The sequence below is a fragment of the Vibrio sp. 10N.261.51.A3 genome (assembly GCF_041471965.1).
In the GTDB taxonomy this organism is placed as follows: domain Bacteria; phylum Pseudomonadota; class Gammaproteobacteria; order Enterobacterales; family Vibrionaceae; genus Vibrio; species Vibrio crassostreae_C.
Genome location: NZ_JBFRPK010000065.1, coordinates 13,517 through 37,175, shown reverse-complemented (window position 1 = coordinate 37,175; position 23,659 = coordinate 13,517). Strand labels below are relative to the sequence as shown.

The 23,659-nt window shown below is 43.3% G+C and carries 22 protein-coding genes, 1 pseudogene and 1 riboswitch; of the genes and pseudogenes, 6 read left to right on the top strand and 17 right to left on the bottom strand.

Going from position 1 to position 23,659, the window contains the following annotated elements:
• Positions 1-562 (top strand): IS110 family transposase (locus AB4371_RS16160; RefSeq protein ID WP_372150331.1); only part of this gene is annotated, 562 nt, incomplete at its 5' end.
• A gap of 272 nt (positions 563-834) precedes the next feature.
• Here AB4371_RS16160 and AB4371_RS16155 read toward each other — a convergent pair.
• From AB4371_RS16155 to AB4371_RS16135, 5 genes are all read right to left on the bottom strand, one after another.
• Positions 835-1,761: a hypothetical protein gene (locus AB4371_RS16155; RefSeq protein ID WP_102360601.1), complete on the bottom strand. Its 927-nt coding sequence runs from the start codon at positions 1,759-1,761 to the stop codon at positions 835-837.
• 61 nt (positions 1,762-1,822) lie between these two features.
• Positions 1,823-2,392, bottom strand: coding sequence for a hypothetical protein (locus tag AB4371_RS16150; protein WP_102360602.1), 570 nt, complete (start codon positions 2,390-2,392; stop codon positions 1,823-1,825).
• A gap of 470 nt (positions 2,393-2,862) precedes the next feature.
• The gene (locus AB4371_RS16145; RefSeq protein ID WP_133146310.1) at positions 2,863-3,465 is read right to left on the bottom strand and encodes a hypothetical protein; all 603 of its coding nucleotides are present in this window, start codon (positions 3,463-3,465) and stop codon (positions 2,863-2,865) included.
• Positions 3,466-3,548: 83 nt separating this feature from the next.
• On the bottom strand, positions 3,549-3,902 hold the full coding sequence (locus AB4371_RS16140; protein ID WP_102360604.1) for a hypothetical protein: 354 nt from the start codon (positions 3,900-3,902) through the stop codon (positions 3,549-3,551).
• Positions 3,903-4,585: 683 nt separating this feature from the next.
• Entirely contained in the window at positions 4,586-5,866 is a 1,281-nt protein-coding gene (locus tag AB4371_RS16135) for a mechanosensitive ion channel family protein (protein WP_102360605.1), read from the bottom strand.
• A gap of 451 nt (positions 5,867-6,317) precedes the next feature.
• On the opposite strand from AB4371_RS16135, the pseudogene AB4371_RS16130 reads away from it, so the two are divergent.
• The 3 genes and pseudogenes from AB4371_RS16130 to AB4371_RS16120 all read left to right on the top strand — a co-directional run.
• Positions 6,318-6,905 (top strand): annotated as a pseudogene (locus tag AB4371_RS16130) (mechanosensitive ion channel family protein); the annotation flags it as partial.
• 86 nt (positions 6,906-6,991) lie between these two features.
• Positions 6,992-8,527, top strand: coding sequence for a mannose-1-phosphate guanylyltransferase/mannose-6-phosphate isomerase (locus tag AB4371_RS16125; RefSeq protein WP_372150330.1), 1,536 nt, complete (start codon positions 6,992-6,994; stop codon positions 8,525-8,527).
• Between the two features lie 15 nt (positions 8,528-8,542).
• On the top strand, positions 8,543-9,967 hold the full coding sequence (locus AB4371_RS16120) for a phosphomannomutase CpsG (RefSeq protein WP_372123037.1): 1,425 nt from the start codon (positions 8,543-8,545) through the stop codon (positions 9,965-9,967).
• A 110-nt stretch (positions 9,968-10,077) separates the two neighbouring features.
• Here the strand turns inward: AB4371_RS16120 and aroG are convergent, their stop codons facing one another.
• From aroG to AB4371_RS16100, 4 genes are all read right to left on the bottom strand, one after another.
• Positions 10,078-11,130 (bottom strand): 3-deoxy-7-phosphoheptulonate synthase AroG, encoded by a 1,053-nt coding sequence (aroG, locus tag AB4371_RS16115; RefSeq protein ID WP_017061746.1) that lies wholly within the window; start codon positions 11,128-11,130, stop codon positions 10,078-10,080.
• Between the two features lie 313 nt (positions 11,131-11,443).
• Positions 11,444-11,659, bottom strand: coding sequence for a DUF3820 family protein (locus AB4371_RS16110; RefSeq protein ID WP_004730103.1), 216 nt, complete (start codon positions 11,657-11,659; stop codon positions 11,444-11,446).
• Between the two features lie 13 nt (positions 11,660-11,672).
• The gene (locus AB4371_RS16105) at positions 11,673-12,344 is read right to left on the bottom strand and encodes a DUF3313 domain-containing protein (RefSeq protein WP_372150329.1); all 672 of its coding nucleotides are present in this window, start codon (positions 12,342-12,344) and stop codon (positions 11,673-11,675) included.
• A gap of 100 nt (positions 12,345-12,444) precedes the next feature.
• On the bottom strand, positions 12,445-12,798 hold the full coding sequence (locus AB4371_RS16100) for a hypothetical protein (protein ID WP_017061749.1): 354 nt from the start codon (positions 12,796-12,798) through the stop codon (positions 12,445-12,447).
• Between the two features lie 323 nt (positions 12,799-13,121).
• Positions 13,122-13,211: riboswitch (cyclic di-GMP riboswitch) on the top strand.
• A gap of 72 nt (positions 13,212-13,283) precedes the next feature.
• Between AB4371_RS16100 and gbpA the strand changes: the two genes are divergently transcribed.
• On the top strand, positions 13,284-14,750 hold the full coding sequence (gene gbpA / locus AB4371_RS16095) for an N-acetylglucosamine-binding protein GbpA (RefSeq protein WP_372150328.1): 1,467 nt from the start codon (positions 13,284-13,286) through the stop codon (positions 14,748-14,750).
• Positions 14,751-14,860: 110 nt separating this feature from the next.
• Here gbpA and cyoE read toward each other — a convergent pair whose 3' ends face one another.
• From cyoE to AB4371_RS16075, 4 genes are read right to left on the bottom strand one after another with little or no spacing between them, the layout of a single operon-like run.
• Positions 14,861-15,835 carry a heme o synthase gene (gene cyoE / locus AB4371_RS16090; RefSeq protein WP_017066082.1) on the bottom strand — a complete coding sequence of 325 codons (975 nt, stop codon included), beginning with the start codon at positions 15,833-15,835 and terminating at the stop codon, positions 14,861-14,863.
• Positions 15,825-16,880 (bottom strand): heme A synthase, encoded by a 1,056-nt coding sequence (locus AB4371_RS16085; protein ID WP_372150327.1) that lies wholly within the window; start codon positions 16,878-16,880, stop codon positions 15,825-15,827. The genes cyoE and AB4371_RS16085 overlap by 11 nt, the downstream gene beginning before the upstream one ends.
• Before the next feature lie 60 nt (positions 16,881-16,940).
• On the bottom strand, positions 16,941-17,549 hold the full coding sequence (locus AB4371_RS16080; protein ID WP_017061753.1) for a hypothetical protein: 609 nt from the start codon (positions 17,547-17,549) through the stop codon (positions 16,941-16,943).
• Complete coding sequence (locus AB4371_RS16075; protein WP_136982409.1) at positions 17,542-18,489, bottom strand: SURF1 family protein; 948 nt, start codon at positions 18,487-18,489, stop codon at positions 17,542-17,544. Before AB4371_RS16075 ends, AB4371_RS16080 begins: the two co-directional genes overlap by 8 nt.
• Here AB4371_RS16075 and AB4371_RS16070 point away from each other — a divergent pair.
• Positions 18,377-18,607 carry a DUF2909 domain-containing protein gene (locus tag AB4371_RS16070; protein WP_372150326.1) on the top strand — a complete coding sequence of 77 codons (231 nt, stop codon included), beginning with the start codon at positions 18,377-18,379 and terminating at the stop codon, positions 18,605-18,607. The genes AB4371_RS16075 and AB4371_RS16070 overlap by 113 nt on opposite strands.
• 19 nt (positions 18,608-18,626) lie before the next feature.
• Here the strand turns inward: AB4371_RS16070 and AB4371_RS16065 are convergent, their stop codons facing one another.
• The 4 genes from AB4371_RS16065 to coxB all read right to left on the bottom strand — a co-directional run bounded on the left by AB4371_RS16065 (position 18,627) and on the right by coxB (position 23,317).
• Positions 18,627-19,511 (bottom strand): cytochrome c oxidase subunit 3, encoded by an 885-nt coding sequence (locus tag AB4371_RS16065; protein WP_009845661.1) that lies wholly within the window; start codon positions 19,509-19,511, stop codon positions 18,627-18,629.
• A gap of 304 nt (positions 19,512-19,815) precedes the next feature.
• On the bottom strand, positions 19,816-20,445 hold the full coding sequence (locus AB4371_RS16060; RefSeq protein ID WP_372083068.1) for a cytochrome c oxidase assembly protein: 630 nt from the start codon (positions 20,443-20,445) through the stop codon (positions 19,816-19,818).
• A gap of 11 nt (positions 20,446-20,456) precedes the next feature.
• A complete protein-coding gene (ctaD, locus tag AB4371_RS16055; protein WP_017061756.1) occupies positions 20,457-22,118 on the bottom strand; it encodes a cytochrome c oxidase subunit I in 1,662 nt (553 codons plus the stop codon).
• On the bottom strand, positions 22,115-23,317 hold the full coding sequence (coxB, locus tag AB4371_RS16050; protein ID WP_017064841.1) for a cytochrome c oxidase subunit II: 1,203 nt from the start codon (positions 23,315-23,317) through the stop codon (positions 22,115-22,117). The genes ctaD and coxB overlap by 4 nt, the downstream gene beginning before the upstream one ends.
• Positions 23,318-23,659: the final 342 nt, after the last annotated feature.

Below are 23,659 nucleotides of genomic sequence, written 5' to 3'. Positions count from 1 at the left end.
TCGCTCTTCATTGATGAAACTGGTTCCCTTAATGCTCGAAGATGCAGAAAATGAACTGCCACATCTCGCTAGAACAGTAATAGCCGATGCTTATCACCACCTTGGTGAATTGAATCAACGTATCGCCGATACTGAACAAGTCTTTGATTCTTTTGCTAAGGTCAGCGCTAATGTTCAACGAGTGATGAGGGTTCGAGGCATCGGTCCTCAAACCGCTACTGCGATACTCGCTTCGATAGGCAATGGCTCTCAATTTGATAAAAGCCGTGATTTCTCTGCTTGGCTAGGACTCGTACCAAAGCAATATTCCACAGGAGGAAAACCTCGCTTAGGCCGAATAACCAAACACGGTGATAAATACTTACGAACACTATTAGTTCATGGCGCAAGGACCGTGATTGCCAACCTTGGCGACAAGCAAGATAAGTTAAGTCAGTGGTGTCGCGGCGTTCTAGAACGAAGAGGAATGAACCGAGCAATAGTGGCACTGGCCGCGAAGAACGCACGAATTATATGGTCGCTTTTACACAATCAAACAGAATACGAAAACTATGCTGCTTAAATAAAAAACTAAGCAGCATAAAGAGTTAAACCCACCGGGTCATTGCAGACGCTAATGATGGAGATAGGTTAAGACCACTTGCGGAGAGCCTGTTAATGCGGCGGACACACTAGATGTCATCTAACGAATAAGGCACCGCAGTCGCGCAAAGTCATCAGGGCCACGACGTATGCGAATCGTCGATAAGTAGGCCGAATGTAGAGCGGCAGTCCAAAACCCATCAACATAAGTTTAGCGGATGTTTGACAACCGGGGGAATCCATGTAGCCCTGTTAGTTGCCTTGCTCACCACAACAGGTTAAACAACAATTATTTATGTGCAACTTAAAACTATCAGTTGGATAGATTACATTGGCAGGGCATTTCTCATCGTTACACGAAATTCTCTCAACCTCAGCATACTCTTGACACAGCCAACAGTGAACTTCCGTGGACTCAGGCGTATTTGGTTCAAGGCATGCATAATCCGCATTTAGCAAACTACCCGATTCTATTGAACTGTCCTGACAATGTGGGCAAAGATAACGCCTTCCGCGTTCTGGCATACCTATTAGCTTTCTAAATTTTCGATTAGAAAGGTACTTTTCAAAAAACTTATAATACTGAAGAAGTTGCATGTCCTCTTCTTCGTCCCGAAGCATTCCATAGAGAGGCTCAGTTAGCATCACTTCTTTCAAGTCTGAAACCCATTTATTACCCCAGATCTCTGTTAAAAAAACCGAAATAGCATGAACAATATCCTTCGGTTCTATTAACTCCCGATGTAATCCGTGAGTAAATTTGTTTCGTCTAATTCTGAGCTGCTCTAACGTATCTAGCGCAGAGCCAGATAAAACGTTGCCTTCTATTTTTTGATACTTACTTGTGAGTTCTTCTAACCCCACTATATAGAGTTCTTCAAAATCAATAGAGTCAGGAGTTGATAAGTGACTACTAGATTCTTCTGTTAAAAGTTCTGTAGGACATTTAAGACACACTTTATATTTAAAATAGTTCTCGATACTCAGAAATAGCATTATTAGAGAGTTACCAAGTATTCCCTGCCTATTTTCCCATTCTTCTTCTAATTCAAATGAATCATCTAGCAGTGAAAGGGGGGCTATTGCCAACTCAGTTTTTAATATATGGTCAATAGCCTGAACCAAATATTGAACACTCAAACTCTTGAACTCACTTGGTTCTGGCAAATTTGTGATCATTTAAAGCTCCTACTGTAGTATCTGAACCTTTGTGGCAACTAACGTCTAGTTATGCATTTGCTTAGTAGAAAAGCAGATATGAAATTAAAGCGAAAAAACTAATAAAAATTAACCAGAAAAAGCTAATTCTAGAGACGTAAAACCATTTAGGAAGAGGCAGTAATCCAATGAACTTGTTAATGCTCCAGAGAATCTCACCATCCCTTACTCTGTTCCATTCTTCTTTTAGCACCTCTTGCATTAAAGTCGCTATTTTTTCTTTCTCCGATTGAAATTTCTTTGCCGCACATTGCATATCTTTGTACGTTTCTGGTACTGATTCCAAGAGCTTCATGAGCTCCTTTGACTTACTCTCATTTTCGTTTAAATGCAGCTTTGCCTGATATACATACTCAATAAGCTCTAGCCTTGCCCAGTAAGCTTCTTCACTGTTTCTATCTGGAATATCTGTCCATTTTTCGGCGAGGCTTAGATATTTTGAGAAAATTTCTCTTACTGAGTTTATCCAATTCTGTCGAAGCCCTGAGGTTAAACTTGCTCTAGACAACAACGCGGTCAAAAACACCCCAATAATTGCACCAGCAACCGTCGCAAGCCCTATAAATAATGTTATTGAATCACTATCTGTCATCTACTCTGTCTCATAAAATGCATAACGCTTTATAGACGGATTTTTTCCGTCTTTCACCTCCGTATATCTTGCTTAAGCCAAATGAGCAATTCAAGCCATATTAATGAGTTATGAGAGTTTGCGTGCATACAACTGGATAAATCGCGTTAAAATGCCGTCTAGTAACCTAAGGTCTTGTCATTAGTAGAATTAGGTCAAAAAGAACCATATTTAGAATGTTATGAGCAACGGCTCTAAACGACAATGGGGCACAAACGTTTTAGAGTCGTAGCACTAAGGCGTTCTTGTCCCAAAGCATGGCGGCATAACACGTCTCTGGACAAAAGTGTGTCAGTGACTTTGCTTAATTAGAAAAATATGAATAACCACAGGTATTGCAAAGTGGATTGTGTAGAGCTAGCGCGATTAGTAAACACTAGCTAAAGGTTTGATTTTGTATTAAGTACACTTACGTTTAATAACTTTAAAGATCATTTAGGTGTTGTGTTCTCAGCTAGTATCACAACACCTTTAAGGTTTTTCCATGAAGACATAGGGTGTATTTTTTCATCAACATAGCCTTGCTTGCCATAAAAGCGCAAAGTAATCTCATCAGAAGAAGCATTAGCTATTTTTTTTGCGTCTTTGATACTTACGGGGATAGTGAAATGTTCATGTGTATACACAAAGCTATTATTATTCCCCCCATCGACGATAGAGGTATTGGTATACTTTCTACTCTGCCATTTTTCAACAACCTTGTTTTTGCCTATAAAAATTGTCACAGAGTCAGCATGAACCCAATCTAATTGCATAGTACGAACATCAACCTCAACTTTTCCATCACTTGAGTCTGGATGGAATGTAAACTTAATCTTTCTGTATGCTTGGCCAAGAAGCCACTCATCATAATCAGCCCCCGTATAATAGAAGCGCCCTTCAAGCTCATCTGTAACGACCAAGTTTGAATACTGAGATAACAGTTCTTTATCTACAACATAACCAGAAGAATCAATCACCGCCGTGTTTAACTTTGTGGACTGACAGCCAACTAAAACAACTGAAAGAACAGTGGTAAGTATTAACTTTTTCACTAACATATACCTTTGATTTTATTTTAAGTTACTAATAAAAATGGAAAAGATCGCTAACTTGGTCTCGTGTTAAACGTCAATAACTAAGCCTTGTTGAAAGCTCTTTGTAGATCGTTTCGCATATCATCATTCATATCTGAATTGTATTTGGTGATTATATTACCTATCAATTGTTTTGTTTTATGCTTTTTAGATAGTAATTCTTGTTTTGAAACATTATGACTAAAATACAACCCCATGGTCTCATAAACATTCATATATCTAGGTTCATAGTGACGCACATATAAACCAAAACGACATGGGTCTACCTTATTTAAGTGAACCATCACAATTTTCTCTTTGGCTATGGGGCACGCCACCTTTGATAAAATATCCTCTAAGCGACAAGCAACCGATTCGTAATTATTAGGAACTTCAAACTCAAACACCTTGACCATAATAAACTATACCTTTAAAGAAATGCCTTGGACAGTAATTATATACCGTTTTGAAATCTCAAAATTGAACGTAAAGTCACCAGAAGAATAAATGTGAGATTTGCGACTATTTCAATAAAAACTAGTACTTCAAATAGACTTTTTTAGTGCCGTTTAAGTCAAATTACAACCTAAAACGATGTACAGATGGTTATATATGAGATTTATGAACCCAATAAAAGCAATATTCTAGAGATTTACTCACAATTCACATGTTTTATTGTTTTTCTGATGGCTCCTACTCTAGAAAATCAGCTCTCAGTTTAGAATAGTTTTCACATCTAGCCCTTTCGCAGTCGGTGATGGAGGTTTCCGCAGACCATCACGCAACATTCAATAGAATCGGCATTATCATTCAAATTTTCCTGTAGTAAATGATTAATATACTTGGCAAAGAGAAGTAAACGCCCTTTTGTCATATAATTTTGACGATCGCTAGTTTCAGATAACTTTTAATAGGGAAAACGCTTGCCTCTAGACTTTGTAGAGTATTTAACCTAAGTTATTTTGGGGCACAAACGTTTTAGAGTCGTAGCTCTAAGGAGTGCTCTAAGGAGTTCTTGTCCCGTAGTGATTTAAGTACTTTTGAAGCTTTAATAAAAAGTAATGACGGGCAAGTAATTACCCACCATTATTCATTTAAACTAGCCATTACTAACTTGACCTGATGAAGCTAAATTAGTTTTATCTTGATTCCACTGACGGAAATCACTACCAGTTGGAGCCTGAGATACACGCAAATTAAATTCTGGCATTACTGCATACAAATGATCAAAAATATCTGATTGAATACGCTCATAATCAACCCATATTGTGGTGCTAGTAAAACAGTAAACCTCCATAGCGATACCTTCATGCGTTGGAGCTAATTGGCGAACCATTAAGGTCATATCGTTATGGATGTCTTTGTGTGCACGTAAATAGTGCTCTAGATACACACGGAAACTACCCAAATTAGTCAGTCGGCGACCATTGATTGAGCTGGTGTTGTTTACATCGTGTTGCTCATTGTAGAGCGTAAGTTCTTCTACTTTGCTATTGATATACGGTTCTAATAATTGTATTTTGGTTAGCTCCGACACCTCAACCTCATTGAGAAAGCGAACACTTGTTGCATCTATCATCACGCTACGTTTAATCCGTCTCCCCCCCGACTCTGTCATCCCTTTCCAGTTTTTAAATGAGTCTGAAATCAGAGCGTAAGTTGGAACTGTGGTGATGGTTTTATCCCAATTCTGTACCTTAACTGTGGTGAGGCTGATATCAATGACATCACCGTCTGCGCCATATTTCGGCATTTCGAGCCAATCTCCCACACTCAGCATTTTGTTGGCAGAAAGCTGAACTCCTGCGACTAAACCAAGAATTGGATCTCTGAATACCAACATTACAACTGCTGTCATGGCACCTAAGCCGCTTAGCAATATGATTGGTGATTTCCCGATTAAAATTGAGGTAAATAGCAGAGCTGCAATCACAAAGATAATTATCTTAATGCTCTGAATGATGCCTCTAGTTGGCATGTTACGCCCAACCTGAGTCCGATTGAGTAGTACATCGATCACATTGAGTAGTGAGAATATCGATAACATGGCATAAAGTACTACCCAAAGTTCGACTATTGTAAGTAATATTTCACGAAGAGCACTTTCTTGTGAAAGCCATAAATTGGCCTGAATACCAATCACAACCCCTTGAATAAGCAAAGCTATTTGGCTAAATAAATTACAACTGAATAGCTCATGACGCCAAAAAGCCTGAGATTTAGATGCACGACTCTTCAACCAAACCACGACAACACGGTGTAATACGACATGAATCACAATAGCAATCAATAGGATTAAGCCAAATGCTTCTGCAACTTGAATTAAGTGCGATAGCTGGATGTTGTATTGACTGAGCCAATCTTCAAAGGACTTAGACATTGAAATCTCAACTTTAAATTATTGATACGTGGGCCATATGTTACTTACAAATCTACGGCTGGTACATGTAAGAATTGATGCTTATAACTATTTATTTTGTTAATGATTTTTTCTTCAGATAAAACGTCATAGAAATGCTTTGTTTCATGATTTTAGATCAAGTAAAAAATGATCGATTGGATAAGGCAAGCGGGGGGACATAAACTATACCTGTAATGGCAGAAAAGTATCACCGATAAACCTCCAACATAGTGAGTAACTGAATATACATTCATGAGAAGGAACTAGGCTAGGAAGTAAAATTAAGGAGGTGACATAAATAATTGAACAACCAAATGTGCCAATGAACCTCCTATCGTTTAACTAGCATGTAAGTCGATACGCTTCATAAGCTACGACAAAACTGCCAACATCCAATTGACAACATTTCTAACTAAAACTCAGTATTAGGAAAACTTTTAAAGTCGGTGATTGGATACGTTCTCCCGATCGTCAAATCGAAGGCACTGTCGAACGCATTGGTTGGCGCATGACGATCATCCGCACTTTTGATAAGCGTCCTTTGTACGTGCCAAATTCGGTGTTCAGTAGTATTGTGGTAGAGAATCCATCGAGAATGTTGAATCGTAGAATCAATGAAACCTTTGGTCTTCGTTATCAAGATGCAGACAAATTGGCGCTCATTGTTGATGATGTAAGAACCATGCTCGAGACCCACCCAGATATTGATGCCAAACAGACGTTGATCGTTAACTTTGACAAATTTGGGCCATCAACGCTCAACTTCTTTATCTATACCTTCACAAAAACAGTCAACTGGATCAGGTACCACAAAGTGAAGCAAGACGTTCTGTTACAGGTTCTGGCGATTATTCATAAACACAATGCAGACATCGCGTTCCCAACACAGACACTCAAGATTGACCCTCAAGACTTTTCTAATGTTCAAGATCATAACAGCGTTCAAAGCCTAGGTGATAATCAGAATATTAGCGATCCCAAAGACATGTTGAACTCCCCTACGGAAGGTCATCGATAGTCATATCCTTCTTGGTTATCGATAAGTAATAAGCGTGAAGCGTGGTAATATGATGGCAGTATTCTAATGCACCTAATTACCACGCTATGATTTTACCTGTCATTCTAGCCGGCGGCTCCGGAAGTCGCCTCTGGCCACTGTCTCGCGAGCTTTACCCTAAGCAATTTCTCAATATTGCCGGCGACCAGTCAATGCTTCAGCACACACTTCAACGCCTGCAAGGCCTTGAAGAGCACTTGATGGATAGTAAATGCGATGCCCCATTCATTATCTGTAATGAAGAGCATCGCTTTATTGCCGCTGAACAAGCTCGATCAGCTAACATTCAACATAGTGGTATTCTGCTAGAGCCAGTCGGTAGAAATACAGCCCCAGCCATTGCGCTTGCCGCCCTAAAGGCTTTAAGTAAACCACCGCTTAATGAACAAAGCGCATCCGACCCTATCTTGTTAGTGCTGGCTGCTGATCATCACATCGCGAAAACCTCTGAATTCCAACAAGCGATTAGTCGTGGTGTTGATTATGCAAAACAAGGCAAGCTGGTGACATTCGGTATAACACCTAGCTCCCCAGAGACTGGCTATGGCTATATCAAGCAGGGAGAGCCTCTTTCCTCCAGTGCTCAAACTGATACTAATGGAACAGAGCAGCCAATCAATCACGCCTTCGCCATAGAATGCTTTGTAGAAAAGCCAGACACAGCAACAGCAGAAGAGTACATCCGCTCAGGACAATACTTATGGAACAGTGGCATGTTCATGTTTAAGGCATCACGCTATGTTGAAGAACTCGCCGAACACCACCCTGAGATAGTAGCGGCTTGTAAACTCGCTCTTGCAACGCAAAATACCGACCTCGACTTTATCCGTATAGACGCTGAAGCATTCAAAAGCAGTCCAAGTGATTCAATCGATTACGCCGTGATGGAAAAGACCTCGCACGCCGCGGTGATCCCGATGGATGTCGGCTGGAACGATATTGGCTCATGGTCCGCGATCTGGGATGTAAGCGAAAAAGATCAGCACAATAACGTCATTGAAGGTGATGTGTTAACCGTCGACTCTCAACACAACTACATCCATGCTGAAAATAAGCTGGTTGCGACGGTAGGTGTCGACAACCTGATTATTGTCGAGACCAAAGACGCTATATTGGTCGCAGATAAAGACAAGGTTCAGGGTGTAAAATCGATTGTTAGTCAACTAAATCAAGCAGGTAGAACAGAGCATATTCATCACCGAGAGGTGTTTAGACCTTGGGGTAAATACGATGTTATCGACCTAGGCAAGCGCGACAAAGTTAAACGTATCACCGTTAAACCCGGTCACAAGTTGTCGTTACAAATGCACCACCATAGAGCGGAACATTGGGTAGTCGTGGCGGGTACTGCGAAAGTGACCAACAATGAGAAAACCTATCTGGTTGAAGAAGATCAATCCACTTACATCCCTTTAGGTCATATTCACAGCCTAGAGAACCCAGGGGATCTCCCACTCGAGATGATTGAAGTACAAACAGGCAGTCATTTAAGTGAAGGCGACATCATTCGATATCAAGACAGTTATGGGCGAGACGTGCGCAAGCAACAAGTCCACTCATCAAAGCACAACCAAACGAAATAAAGCAGCGACAAATCGATGAAACCAACATTAGACCTAAACTGCTTTAAGAACAACGATATCCGCGGCGTCATTGGTAAACAAATCAATGAGCCACTCGCCTACCTGCTCGGTAAGGCATTTGGCGAATACGTCCTATCCGCTAAGCCTGAAACCTCACTCGATGGTTTGGCGCAGGTAGTGATTGGTCGTGATAACCGCAAAACCTCCCTGTCATTACAAGAAGCCATGACCAAAGGCTTAATCGAGTCAGGGATTACCGTCATTGATCTAGGTATGACTGGCACTGAAGAGGTCTACTTTGCGACTCGTTACCTAAAAGCGATTGGCGGAATACAAATCACAGCCAGCCACAACCCAATCAATTACAACGGCATGAAAATGGTCGGTGTAGACGCTAGCCCTATCAGTAAAAACAGTGGTTTAGATGAAATCAAACGACGCATTGAAGAACTTAATCAAGAGCTGAACTGCAATTTACCGTTCGTTCATGCACAACCAAGTAACTCTAGTAGATCGAACAGTATTCTTGCTCCGTACGTCGAGCACCTACTCTCGTACATAACCCCATCAAAGCTGTCACCGATGAAGATTGTGGTTAATGCTGGGAACGGTGTTGCAGGACATATCATTGATGCTTTAGATAATAAATTTAACGAACTCGGTGTCCCTATCACCTTCATCAAAGTTCATCATAACCCTGATGGAAACTTCCCAAATGGTATTCCAAACCCTTTGATTAGAGAGAACCAAGCAGCCACTCGAGATGCCGTTTTAGAGCATTCTGCCAACCTTGGAATTGCTTGGGATGGAGACTTCGACCGATGCTTTTTCTTTGATGAGCAAGGCGATTACATCGAGGGTTATTACATTGTAGGGTTGCTTGCTGAAGCATTCTTGGTCAAACAGCCTAACACGACTGTATTGCACGATATGCGCATGACCTGGAACACAATTGAAATCGCAAAAACGCATGGTGGAAAAGCGATTGGAATTAAAGCAGGACACGCACTGATCAAAGAGAAGATGCGTGAAACGAATGCCGTCTATGGGGGCGAAATGAGCGCACACCATTATTTTCGTGATTTTGGATATTGCGATTCAGGCATGATTCCTTGGCTATTGGTTATCGAGCTGATGTCGAAAACTCAACAATCTCTTCACCAATTAACGAGTACTAGTATAGATAGATTCCCCTCTTCCGGGGAGATCAATCGAAGAGTCTCAGACCCAGAGCAGGTCATGGCTTGCGTGTTATCGCACTACCAAGATCATGCCGTTGAGATCGATCACACAGACGGAATCAGCATGAATATGGGCTCATGGCGCTTCAACTTAAGAAAGTCCAATACCGAGCCATTAATACGCCTTAACGTTGAAACCAAACAAGATAAAGCTTTACTGTCACTTAAAGTCGACGAGTTACTGTCTTTTCTCATTTAAGAATACAGACACTTCCAGTTTGCAACTAAGATCCACAAAAAAGCCCTTATTAGCTGTTGCTAACTAAGGGCTTTGAATTTTCAGTAGCTTAATCGCTGACTGTAATTAGTCTATTTGTTACGACGAGCTTCAACAGCGTCTGCCAGCTGGCGAAGTACTGTTTCAGTGTCTTCCCAACCAATACACGCATCAGTAACAGATTGGCCGTACGTTGCAGCTTTGCCCTCAACCAGGTCTTGGCGACCTTCAACAAGATGAGATTCAATCATCACACCAAAGATAGCTTTGTCGCCACCAGAAATTTGTGCGCTTACGTCATCAGATACGTTCATTTGACGCTTAAACTGCTTAGAGCTGTTTGCGTGGCTGAAATCGATCATCACTTTTTGTGGAAGACCAGAAGCTGCTAGCTCTTCTTTAATCTTACCAACGTGTTCTGCGCTGTAATTTGGCTCTTTGCCACCACGTAGGATGATATGACAATCAGGGTTACCTGCTGTTTCAACGATAGCTGAGTGACCGTACTTAGTTACTGATAAGAAGTGGTGAGAAGCGCTAGCAGAGCGAATAGCATCTGTTGCAATCTTGATGTTGCCATCAGTACCATTCTTAAATCCAACTGGGCAAGATAGGCCAGAAGCCAGTTCGCGGTGAACTTGAGATTCTGTAGTACGTGCGCCAATTGCACCCCAGCTGATTAGGTCAGCAACGTATTGAGGCGTGATCATGTCTAGGAATTCGCTTGCCGTTGGCATGCCCATGTCAGTTAGGTCCAGCAGTAGCTTACGTCCTAGACGAAGGCCATCATTTAGCTTGAACGTATCGTTCATGTACGGGTCATTTATTAGACCTTTCCAACCAACAGTTGTACGTGGTTTTTCAAAGTAAACACGCATTACGATTTCAAGGTTATCACCAAGTTCGTCGCGCAACACTTTCAAACGTTTACCGTACTCAAGAGCAGCTTCTGTGTCATGAATAGAACATGGGCCGACAATAACAAGCAAGCGATCATCGCTCTCTTCTAAAATATTGTGGATCGCTTTGCGGCTTTCAAAGGTTGTAGAAGAAGCAACTTCTGTCGCTGGAAACTTTTCTAAAACAGCAACAGGGGGTAATAACTCTTTTACTTTGTTAATTCTTACATCATCAGTCTGGAACATTGCTTACTTCTTCCTTTTTTCTATCCTTGAGCTGAATGTACGTTGTCTCACGTCACTTTCTATCAGCACTAATCTTCTTGTTCCCTGTAACTTAACTAGTAAAAACTCTAGTTTCAATCACTAATTAAAAATAAACGCAATTTTTTTTGTGTTTTATATTTAAAACACCCTGTATACCATTATTTACACGCTATCGATTGCGTATTTTATAACAAGGTAAGAAGAGCCATTCTTCAAGCTACATCATGCATGTAAAATTGTGTCGAACTCAAAAACAAAAAAGCTCACGTGATCAGCGTGAGCTTTTATTTAATTACATTCTTTTCAATGGCTTGACGACACTATCAAGCCCTTCAATTTTCAGAGCAAGGCACAGTTTCAATAAATCGCCGAGTTCGCCAGACGGGAATCCCTTTTTATCAAACCACAGCAAATATTCTTCAGGTAAGTCAATCAGTGTACGACCCGCGTACTTTCCAAATGGCATCTGCATTCGAGCCAACTTAATCAGGTTCTCTTTCTCTAGCATTATTCGTTCTTTACTATGCGTCATCTATGTTGTGTAGAGTATCACCTAAACGTTCAACCCAATAGTTGATCGCGTCTTTGGCATCATCCAGCGAATCAATCATGGTTGAAAAATCTTTGTTACCCGCTTCACGGTCGATGGCTGCAAACAGTGGTGTGCCCTCTTGAGCATCACTGACCAATAACTCTACACTCGCACTCCCAACATTGGTGTGCTCACCAGTCGTGACCTTAGATATGGTTGACATCGCAAGGCCAAACGGCAGAACGCTGCTCGTTACAGCTAAGATCGGATTGGGCGTTTCAACGTTACTCAGAGCGATACTCAAGCGGAGCGTTTTTCCTGTCGGTTCATCGACAATCGTTTTATGAGGCGATATTTTATCTTCCAAGCGCGCAACCATGTGCTCAGTGAGTTCCTGAATCTCTTCCTGATCCAACGAACCTTCTTCTGTTAAAACAAGAATTTGGTCGATCACTACAGAATCGTAGTCATCTAACTTGGATTTCAAACGCTGCGCGTCACGTAGCCCAACCCTTGCCCAAACCAAGTCGACGCCTCCGTCAGGCCCAGCCTGAAAATCTTCGTAGCTGGTAAATTTAGTAGCGGTTCTAATTGGGCCGCCTGCACAACCAAGCAAGAAAATGCTGGTTGCAACAAGCAAAAGGACTTTTAAAGGGTTCATAACGCACTTAGTCAAAATTAAGGAATCTAATTAAGTATGACATACCCTATGTGAAAAGGTTGTAGAAAAAGGGGGTTAAAAATCAGAGCTAACTCTAAAATTAATCATGTTGAACAGTGTGTGCGTACTCTACAATTACCTGATTTCCTTCAATATAAGCATTTTGGATCTCACCATCAACACTCATTCTACTTTTCAGGTAGACCACTTTAGGCCCCGATTCATTGCCCTCTTTTAGCGAGGGGAATACATTCCTTGGTTCCAAATGAAGTAAACGACAAAAATGACTAATGAAAGACATGGTTAATGGCGTCTCCCCTCTTAGCACTCTTGAGAAATCAAGCTGGTTCATGCCTAGCTTTTTTGAAAACTCCATCTGCGTAATTCGCATTCTCGATTTTTGTGACATCCACGTTTGATACAACGCGTCTCTGTCTAGTTCTGTGAATTCCATACCGGCTCCTTTATATAATTCATACCAATCAATTGTCCGGTTTTTCATACATGGCGTGTCAGGGTTCGGTTAGTGGAAACCAAAGGTTTGGTTTTGATATGTGCACAATTGTTGTACAGAGCGAAGCGAAACAACCCAAAGTCATTCACTAAAACGATTAGATCAAATGCTTTCTTTATTTATATCAATAATTTATACGTTAACGAACTAAACATATAGCAAGTTAATTTGTATCAAGAATTAAAAGTTCGAGATTGGCATTCCACATTTCAATCGATTGATTCGCATTTATAAAACTGGTTGGCTACATTTCGATTGCTCAAACGCACTTCTGGCAAACTATTTGAAAGAATAGGACGTAAAGCCACCGGTCTGTCGACAAATATTCTGTCTATGATAGCGGGGCCGCCACTTAATAGAATTTAAGTGTAAATGCATGCCGGGGTGTTCTCTTTTTTGTCGGCCAAATACAGTAAGGACAAATAATGAAACAACTCCCAAAAAAATCACTCATCGCGCTATCGCTTCTTAGCGTAAGCGGTGCAAGCTTCGGTCACGGTTATGTCTCGGCATACAACAATGGCGTAGCTGAGAGCCGTGTTGCCCTATGTAAGTTCCCTGCGAGCGATACGCAAGAGAAAAACACCAACTGTGGTGGTATCCAATACGAACCACAAAGTGTAGAAGGCCCTGAAGGCTTCCCAGAAGTTGGCCCTGCTGATGGGAAAATCGCCAGTGCGCAATCTTCTTTAGCAGCAGCACTAGACGAACAAAAGGCAGACCGCTGGGTTAAACGCCCTATCAAGTCTGGTTCTCAATACTTCGAGTGGACATTCACAGCTAACCACAAGACTCGCGATTGGAAATATTACATTACTCAACCCGACTGGAATCCAAACCAGCCGTTGGCTCGCAGCTCTTTTGACTTAACGCCATTCTGTGTTGTTGAAGGCAATATGGAACAGCCACCGATGCAAGTCAGTCACTTGTGTAATGTGCCAGAGCGTGAAGGTTATCAAGTGATCCTTGCCGTATGGGATGTAGGTGACACTGCAGCGGCTTTCTACAACGTTATCGACGTGAAATTTGATGGTGACGGCCCTATCATTCCTGATTGGGATCAAGGTGGTCAAATCAACCCGACACAAGACCTGAATGTTGGTGACGCTGTTTATACGCGTGTATTCGACCAGTCTGGTGAGAACGCTTCATACAGCACTGAGCTTGTGATTGAAACTTCTGAACAAGGCAAAGCCAATAACTGGTCTTACGCGCTTGCTTCTAAGATCAACCAAGAGCAGACGCAAATCAAAGCAGGTCAATTGAATGACCAAGGCGATTTCGCACCCGTTTACGGCACGAATCCTGTTTATCTAAAAGCAGGCTCTGGCTTTAACAGTGTCGAAATCGGCTACAAGATTGATACTCCAGAACCCGAGCATGATCTTGAAGTCTCGGGCTTAGAATCAGAGTACATTATCGATGAGAGCCAACCTACTCAGCTTGATCTTACGTTAGCGGCAACAGGCGATATCCAAGCTGAGCTTACCGTGTACAACCATCACCGTGAAGCACTTGCATCTCAGAAATCGGATCTAACAGACGGACAAGTTGAAGATGTTCAACTGACTCTTTCTAAGTCTGAAGCTGGCCACCACATGCTTGTGGTTGTGACGAAAGATGACCAAGGTAACTTAGTGGATCAGAACACGCTTGATTTTCATCTAATGGACGAGCAAACGCCGCCACCAGCGGGCGATTACGACTTTGTGTTCCCAGAAAGCATTGAATCTTACACTGCAGGAACAAAGGTTCTGAGCAGCGATGGTGGTGTTTATCAGTGTAAAGAGTTCCCATACTCAGGTTACTGTGTTCAATGGGCTCCAACAGCAACTCAGTACGAACCAGGTGTAGGTTCACACTGGCAAGATGCTTGGAACAAAGTGGACTAATTGTTAGCGAGTTACTTATTTTCAAGTATGTGAGCTTGTGTAATTAGCCAAACAAAAGCGGATGCCCAGAGCATCCGTTTTCTTATTCAGCAACAGCAGAAATGCGGTTATCAAAGTAGATAGTGGTCTGCCAACAGAGCCACAAACAAGATCATGAGATGATAGATGGAGAACTTAAAGGTCTTCATGGCCATATTGGGTTCATCACGATATTTCAGTACCCAAGCGTGATAAACAAACCCGCCGTTGAGCACCAATGAAGCGCTCAGATATATCCAGCTGCTCATGCCAACCAATACAGGCAATATACACACGATGCTAAGCAAAAAGGTATACAGAAGAATAGACGTCTTGGTGTATTCGATTCCGTGAGTCACAGGCAACATGGGGATGTTCACTTTGGCATACTCATCACGACGATGAATTGCCAACGCCCAGAAATGAGGAGGCGTCCAAATAAAGATGATCATCACCAACAACCAAGCATTTGAATGCAGCTCGTTGGTGACTGCCGTCCAGCCCAATAACGGTGGCATTGCGCCAGCTATCCCTGCAATTACGATGTTCTGTGGCGTCGCTCGCTTCAAGTACATGGTATAGATGACCGCATAGCCCAATAAACTTGCAAAGGTTAGCCAAGCCGTGAGTTGATTGACCCACACCACTAACGTAGCGAACCCAAATAAGCCGATACCTGCTGCAAAGCTAAACACACGCACACTACTCAGCTCACCGGATGGTAAAGGGCGTCGATTTGTTCGAGTCATCTGGCCGTCGATCTTTTTATCGATCAAATGGTTAAACGCAGCCGCTGAACCTGCCATTAACCCTATCCCAATCATTCCGAACAGAGTTTGTTGCAAAGGCAATCCATTCGGCACGGCCAAACACATCCCAACCAATGCTGTCAGCAACATCAAAGCCACCACTTTAGGCTTAGTCAGCGTTAAATAAACTTTCCAAGTGGCTTTGTTTTTTTCAGCCTTTTCGTTACTTAAAGTTATGTCATTATTGGCTGTTATCTTATGAGTTAAGGCTGCGTCTTGAGCCACCACTTCATACTGTGTTGACGTTCTACTGACCATGATTACCTCCTTGTAATACACTGTTCTTCACCAAGCTCTCACTCGGTTTGCGTTGCCACACCACAAAATTGGTTACAACCATGCTGATGAGCAACATTGCTGCGACTAGGTTATGCAAAACCGCAACTGAGATTGGCAGGTGAAACCATACATTACTGATCCCAAGGCTGATTTGAGTAAACAACACTATTGCGACAATCATGCTCAGCTTTTGGTGAGGCACTTGGCCAAACTTCCATAACTGGCACACGACCATCAGCACCGTTAATGTCGCCACAATAGCCCCGAACCTGTGCATGACATGTATGGTAAGCCTCGCGGGATACTCCAACACACCAAACTCATAGTTATCGTGTCCGTGTTGAGCAAAATCGAACGCATTTTTGAAATCGAGGTAGCTCATCCAGTTACCTTCACAAATAGGCAATTGGGTACACACCAAAGCGGCATAGTTTGACGATGTCCAACCACCAAGCAGTATCTGCCCAACCACAATGAGTAACCCAAACAACGCCCAAAATTTAAGTGTTGGAGAATAAGAAGCCTCGCCAAAACGGCTTTGGAATTGAGACAAACGGCAGTAGAGCAGACACAACAGTGACAGCAACGTGAAGCCCCCCATCAAATGCGCCATAACCACAACGGGCATCAACTTAAGAGTCACCGTCCACATTCCAAGCAAAGCCTGAAAAATCACAGTGGCAGAGATAAGTAATGGAAGACCAACTGGTGTGATGTTCTTTTTAATACACCAAGCTACAACGACAAAGATAAGCAACCCTAATGTTCCTGCAAAGTAGCGATGGATCATCTCTATCCACGCTTTGTCTGCTTCAAGAGCTCGCTCTGGAAATTGCAGATTGGCTTGACTCACCGCTTGGGCATCAGACGGAACGGTGATCTTACCGTAACAACCCGGCCAGTCAGGACAGCCAAGGCCAGCATCAGACAGGCGTGTATAAGCTCCGAGAACAATCACGGTAAGGGTTAACAAGATAGTTAATCTCATCACAAGCATCAGTAAATCAGGGGCTTTATTCTGCATCACTTATCTCCCTATACTTATTCCCTTTCGCTGCTTAAGCTCAAGCATTTGCGCCATCAACTACCCAACTCGTGACAGCTTAAGTAGCTTTCTTAAATCATGAATCATACCTTTGGATTGCCCGACTAACTGCGACGGTTCCGACACGCTTTTGTACTCCATAACCAACTGTCCTAGCGGGTCAATAATGACAATGGAAGCCGGCGAAAACTCGGTGCTTAACTGATCACCACCAGCTAACAAAGATAAATCAGGCTTGTTGAGCGAACCCGACAACGAGTTACCTTCTGAGACGAAAACAACGGCGGTCACTCGCTCTTTGTTTTTCCCTAACGCTAAGTAGCTTTGATTCAAATAATGAAGCTGTTGTTCACACAAGCTTTCGCACTCCATCGGTGCGATATACCCCACAACCCAACCCTCTCCTGCCATGGGTACCGTTACGCCAAAATCCGCTAGTGTAATTCTTGGTTCTACCAATTCGCCTGAGTTAGTGACACCTGACGTATACCAATTCTGATCCAACACAGTTTTGGCGATAATGGCTGGCAAAGCGAAAATTAAAACGAGTCCGATTAATACCAAGCGTCCTTTAGTACGACGGCTTCTGAGCTCAGCCATGTTTGCCTCGGTAATTTCCCTGTTCACTTGTGCTTGAGATTTATCCATCCTTATTCCTCGTGATAGGTGTTGCTTTTAGGTACTGATAGCCAATCAACAACATCAAAAACAAAAGTACCGCAGCCATAACAAACCATTGAAATGAGTAACCAAAATGCTTCTCAGACCTCATCGCCGTTGGACGCCATAACATTTCATAGGGCCATGAATCTAAACTCTGAGGTTGGAAGACAAAGGGCAGCACTTCTTTTCCTGTATACTGTGATAACGCTGCTATGTTTAGGTTTTGGATTCTATTCGGTGTCGTATTTTCTAAACCCAACTCATGACTTAAAGGATTAATTGAGCGTGTATACAAGCGCCCTGACATTTTGGTTGGTACAGTGATACTTCCTAATTGCGGTAGTTCTCTTCTGTCATTACTTGCCGGAACAAACCCAAGATCGATCAACAACTGTTTTTCAGCCACTAAAGACTGGTTTCCATCTTCAAAGCGAACCTCACCCAACATGTAAATCACATACCCTACCGTTCCTTGGCTTATCTGGTTGTCTAACAAGAGCATCAAGCCGCTCGTATTGACTAATTCAACATCAGCCTTTAACCCGTTTAGGGTTTGAGGATTTAATGACTCTTGACCAGATAAATCCAGCTCTCGCAACTCAGAAATAACGACACCTAAAGGTTGTGACGAGAGATGTGCTCTCTCAGCTAATTGCTGTTCATAACGTAATTTCTCGTTACCACGATCGAGTTGCCACAAACCTAACTTGATTAAAGCGCCGACTGAAACCACAGTTAAAACAACCGCTATCCAAAAACCTTTACTGCGGAACTTGTGTTCATCATCAATCAATCGGTTTGGAGTTATCACTATGGCGTCATCTACCTTTGTTCTGTTATTTAAAGTCGTCTTGGTCGCTTTGCTGTTTTTTATCGCTTTCAATTTGATGAAAGGCCTAATCCAAATCGCCTCGGGCAAACACAATGGAAAAAGACTCAGTTACTTCTTGGGGCGTCGTGTCATGTGGTCAGCCATTGTCGTGCTACTTTTATTACTTGCTCTGGGATCAGGAGTGATAACTCCCAACCCTCGCCCCTATTAATCCCCTATAGGCTCAATCGTTAAAGTACATAAACAAACACAAACAGGCCCAACCAAACCACATCAACAAAGTGCCAATACCAACTGCCCGCTTGGAACGCAAAGTGGTCTTTCGGAGTGAAGTGGTCTTTCGCAACCCTTGCCAGCAACACAATCAAAAAGATCGTCCCTAAACAGACATGTAAGCCATGAAACCCAGTCAGCAAAAAGAAGGTATTACCGTAGATGCCAGACTGAAGTGTCAGCCCCATCTCTTGATAAGCGTGAAGATACTCTTCAACTTGGAAGAACAGGAAGAAGCCAGCCAGAACAATGGTTATCTCCAACCACACGATCAAAGCCATACGCTTATTTTGTTCAAGACTGATATGTGCCATGTGCAGCGTCACAGAGGAAAGCAGCAGAATAATGGTGTTCTTAAGCGGGATACCTTGCCAAGGCATGGCTTGTGTCGTTACGCCATCAGGGGTCGTCGTTAGTGGCCAAATTGATTGGAACATCGGCCACAATACTTCATGGGTCATTTCATTATTGCCCGCACCACCAATCCAAGGCACAGAAATCATTCGAGCATAGAAAAGCGCGCCAAAGAAAGCGCCAAAGAACATGATTTCGGAAAAGATGAACCAACTCATTCCTTGTCTAAAAGAACGAGAAATCTGCTCAGAATAGAGACCACTCAATGATTCTGTGATCACATTGCTAAACCAACCTGCGAGCATGTAAAGCAGCACAGCAAACCCGACTAACAACACCGCTTTGCCAAACACACCACCTGCGGCGTCGGTACCCATGTTTTGCACCGTCAAGCCAGCGCCAACCGCGACCAAAAACAGTGCTACAGCACCCACCAATGGCCAGTGGCTTTGATGTGGAACGAAATAAACTTCCTTTTTAGAACTCATCGCTCAACTCCTTATGTTGATACTGGTTCTGTAAATCCCCAGGGCGTGTTGGCCTTTCGTGGTTAAATTTTGTTCGAGATAAAAGCGTTTTAATCGCGGCGAGGGGGAAGTCGCCTAGTCATTCTAAGCAAATCTCCCTCAACAAAGAGTAAAACGCTTTTAGCCGAACCCTTCGGGCAGCGTTTGCTGGTCATTTCTACTACGTTATCGACTTCTCATGTAGGCTAGCTACACATCAAAGCCTCTGCCTTGTATAAATACCCAGCAACTCGCTGCAAAAATCAGCTCGAAAGATCAACACGCCCTAATTACTTGCGAGTACGTTAGACTCAGATTTATTGGCCGCAGCACCCACCTCATTCGTGATATTGAATAATGTGTAAGAGAGCGTCAGCGTATGTATCGATTCTGGAATATCTGGCTCAATGTAAAATATCAAACCCATTTCTGCGCTCTTGTGCCCGTCCAATGGCTGCTGATTAAAGCAAAAGCATTCCATCTTATTGAAGTAGGTTGCCCCCATACCTGGAGAAACCGACGGTACGGCTTGGCCAACCAATGAGGCTCCAGAAAGGTTTTTGGCAATGTAGTTAGTTTGAACCACCTCACCAGGATGAACCTCTAACACTCGAACTTCAGGCGAAAACTGCCATGGCATATCTGGCTTGATGTGGGACATGAATTCGACTCGAACCGTACGAGAGTAGTCTGGCTGCATTCCCTGAGGTTGCACCGCTGAAACAGTATTAGTTTTGCCATTGATGCCTAAGGCCTCACACATGACATCGTAGAGCGGCACCAAAGCGAAACCGAAGCAAAACATCGCAACCACGCTCAACACCAAGTAGCCCGTCAGCTTTTTGGTCGATCGCTTATTAGACACGCGCTTAGGTTGTTTTTTATCTTGATTGGGATCGCTTTGCTTATCACTCATGGTTCTGCCCTCTAATCCACTTTCGGCGGATGGGTAAAGGTGTGGTGAGGCGCAGGGCTTGGTACTGTCCATTCAAGACCTTCAGCTCTATCCCAAGGCTTACTTGGCGCAGGCTCTCCCCCTCTTACGCACTTAATCGCTAGCCATAAGAAAATTAGCTGAGACAACCCAAACGCAAAACCACCAATCGACACGACTTGGTTAACGTCAGCAAACTGAATCGCATAATCAGGAATACGACGCGGCATACCCGCTAACCCTAAAAAGTGCATCGGGAAAAACAGTACATTAACTGAAATCACCGACGTCCAGAAATGCCACAGGCTGAGCTTGTGGTCGTACATATGTCCGGTCCACTTAGGCAGCCAATAATAGGCAGCAGCCATAATCGAGAACACGGCACCGGTTACCAGAACATAATGGAAGTGAGCCACAACAAAATAAGTATCGTGGTATTGGAAATCAGCTGGCACGATAGCGAGCATCAATCCAGATAACCCGCCAATCGTAAACAAAACAATGAAGGCAATCGCAAACAGCATTGGTGTTTCAAAGGTCAAAGCACCGCGCCACATGGTCGCCACCCAGTTGAAGACTTTCACACCGGTCGGCACCGCTATCAACATGGTGCAATACATGAAGAACAGTTCGGCAAATACTGGCATACCCGTGGTGAACATGTGGTGTGCCCAAACCAAAAATGACAACAGTGCGATACTACAGGTCGCATAAACCATCGAGTGATAACCAAACAGGCGCTTACCACTGAATGCAGGGATGATGGCTGAGACAATACCAAAAGACGGCAAGATCATGATGTACACTTCGGGGTGCCCAAAGAACCAGAATATGTGCTGGAACATGACGGGATCACCACCACCAGCGGCATCAAAGAAACTAGTCCCAAAATATTTGTCAGTCAGTACCATGGTCACCGCACCCGCGAGCACGGGCATCACGGCTATCAGCAAGAAAGCGGTAATTAACCAAGTCCATACGAACATCGGTAGCTTGAACCAAGTCATGCCCGGTGCGCGCATGTTCACTATGGTTACGATCACGTTAATCGCCCCCATGATCGAACTGATCCCCATAATATGAACTGAGAATACGAATAGCGCGGTACTGTCTGGCCCATAAGTTGTCGAGAGTGGCGCGTAGAAGGTCCAACCAAAGCTCGGGCCGCCACCCTCTGTAAACAAAGATCCGATTAAGATTAGAAACGCAAAAGGCAAGATCCAGAAACTGAGGTTGTTCATTCTCGGCAGCGCCATATCTGGTGCACCGATCATCATCGGAATCATCCAGTTAGCCAAACCCGTAAATGCAGGCATTACGGCACCGAATACCATGATTAAACCATGGACTGTAGTCATCTGATTGAAGAAATCTGGCTCAACGAGTTGCAAACCCGGTTGGAACAGCTCCGCACGGATCACCATCGCCATTGCGCCGCCCGTTAAGAACATTGCAAAGCTGAACCACAAATAAAGTGTACCAATGTCTTTATGATTGGTTGAATACAGCCAACGAGCCCAGCCTTTAGGTGCCGCATGTGAATCGTGATCATCAACAGGCAAATCATTATTGCCCAAGGTGCCTTCCGCAGAATGGCTCAGTACTTGATCTTCTGCTGGAGCCGATTTCACCGGCTTATTGATTGGTGAACTCATAACTGATCCTTAGCATCATTTTGTGCATCATCCGTTGAGCTTTCAGAACTGCCTTCTTGCTTCGCCTTATAAGCGTTGATATCTGAGGCCTGAACAATATCGCCGGTATCATTACCCCAAGCGTTTCGTTGATAAGTTACTACCGCTGCGATCTCTTTCTCGGTTAACTGATTATCGAATGCTTGCATCGCCGTACCGCCACGACCATAAACAATTGTGTCGATATGAACATCCACATCACCAAGGGCAATAGGACTTCCTTTGATGGCAGGGAATGCTCCAGGAATGCCCTCACCGTTTGCTTGGTGACAAACCGCACATCGAGTTTTGTAAACCTCTTCACCGATGGTATTCAACTCCGCCAAGGAAAGTGACGCACCTAATGCATCTTTTGCGGCTTGTTGTTCGGCTATCGCTAACTCTTTCTGCTCCGCTAGCCATGCGTCAAACTCATCTTCTTCCATGGCATGCACCACGATCGGCATGAAACCATGGGCACGACCACACAACTCTGCACACTGCCCTCGGTAAACACCAGGCTCATCTATCTTAGTCCAAGCCTCATTAATAAAGCCCGGAATGGTATCTTTCTTAACGGCGAATGCTGGCACCCACCATGAGTGAATCACATCATCGGAAGTCATCAAGAAACGGACTTTACGGTCAACAGGCAGTACCAGCGGCTTATCAACTTCTAGCAGGTAATGCGCGCCTTTCACTTCGAGGCCTTCAATCTCTTTGTCACTGGTCGCTAGAAGGCTGTAAAACTCGACGTCTTCACCAAAATAGCTGTAATGCCATTTCCATTGTGACCCGGTGATTTTAACGGTCAGATCTGATTGGGAGGTATCTTCCATCGCTATTAAGGTTTTGGTGGCGGGTATCGCCATAGCGATGAGAATGATGATAGGGATGATGGTCCAAAGAATTTCGACTTTCGTGCTTTCGTGAAAATGGGCAGCAACTGCGCCCTTCGATTTCCTGTGCCTCAAAATCGAATAAAACATCACACCAAAAACAACAAAGGCAATCGCACAACAGATGTAGAAGATCAGCATATGAAGTTCATACACCTTACCACTGATCTCAGTGACGCCTTGAGTCATGTTGTAATCACTGCTAGCGTGCACTAAAGGCGATACTAAAAGCACAACAAAACTCTTCAAAAGCCACGCTAGCCTAACCAGTAATCTTTTCAAAAGATCTCTCCTTGTCCTTCCTAATTAGATACTTGCGACCTAAATGTCGTTGCGAACTGGACAACATTCATTGTTATTCCGGCTACACATGAAAAGGCTGAATCTCAATCTACAACTCACATGGAACTAGCCTGTGAGCAGGCTACTGACCTCATATAAACCCAAGAACTAATACGGTTCAAAAGCGTTGGAGGTTTCCATGAAAGATTCAAAAACGGCGAATTTGTTAAATTTTGTTATATTTATGTAAAAGGCTAGTTAGTGATATCCAATTATTCAAGGTAAGTTTACTTACTAAACAGTCAATTATTTGAAGTGGCTTAATCTACGTGCCCTCGTGCC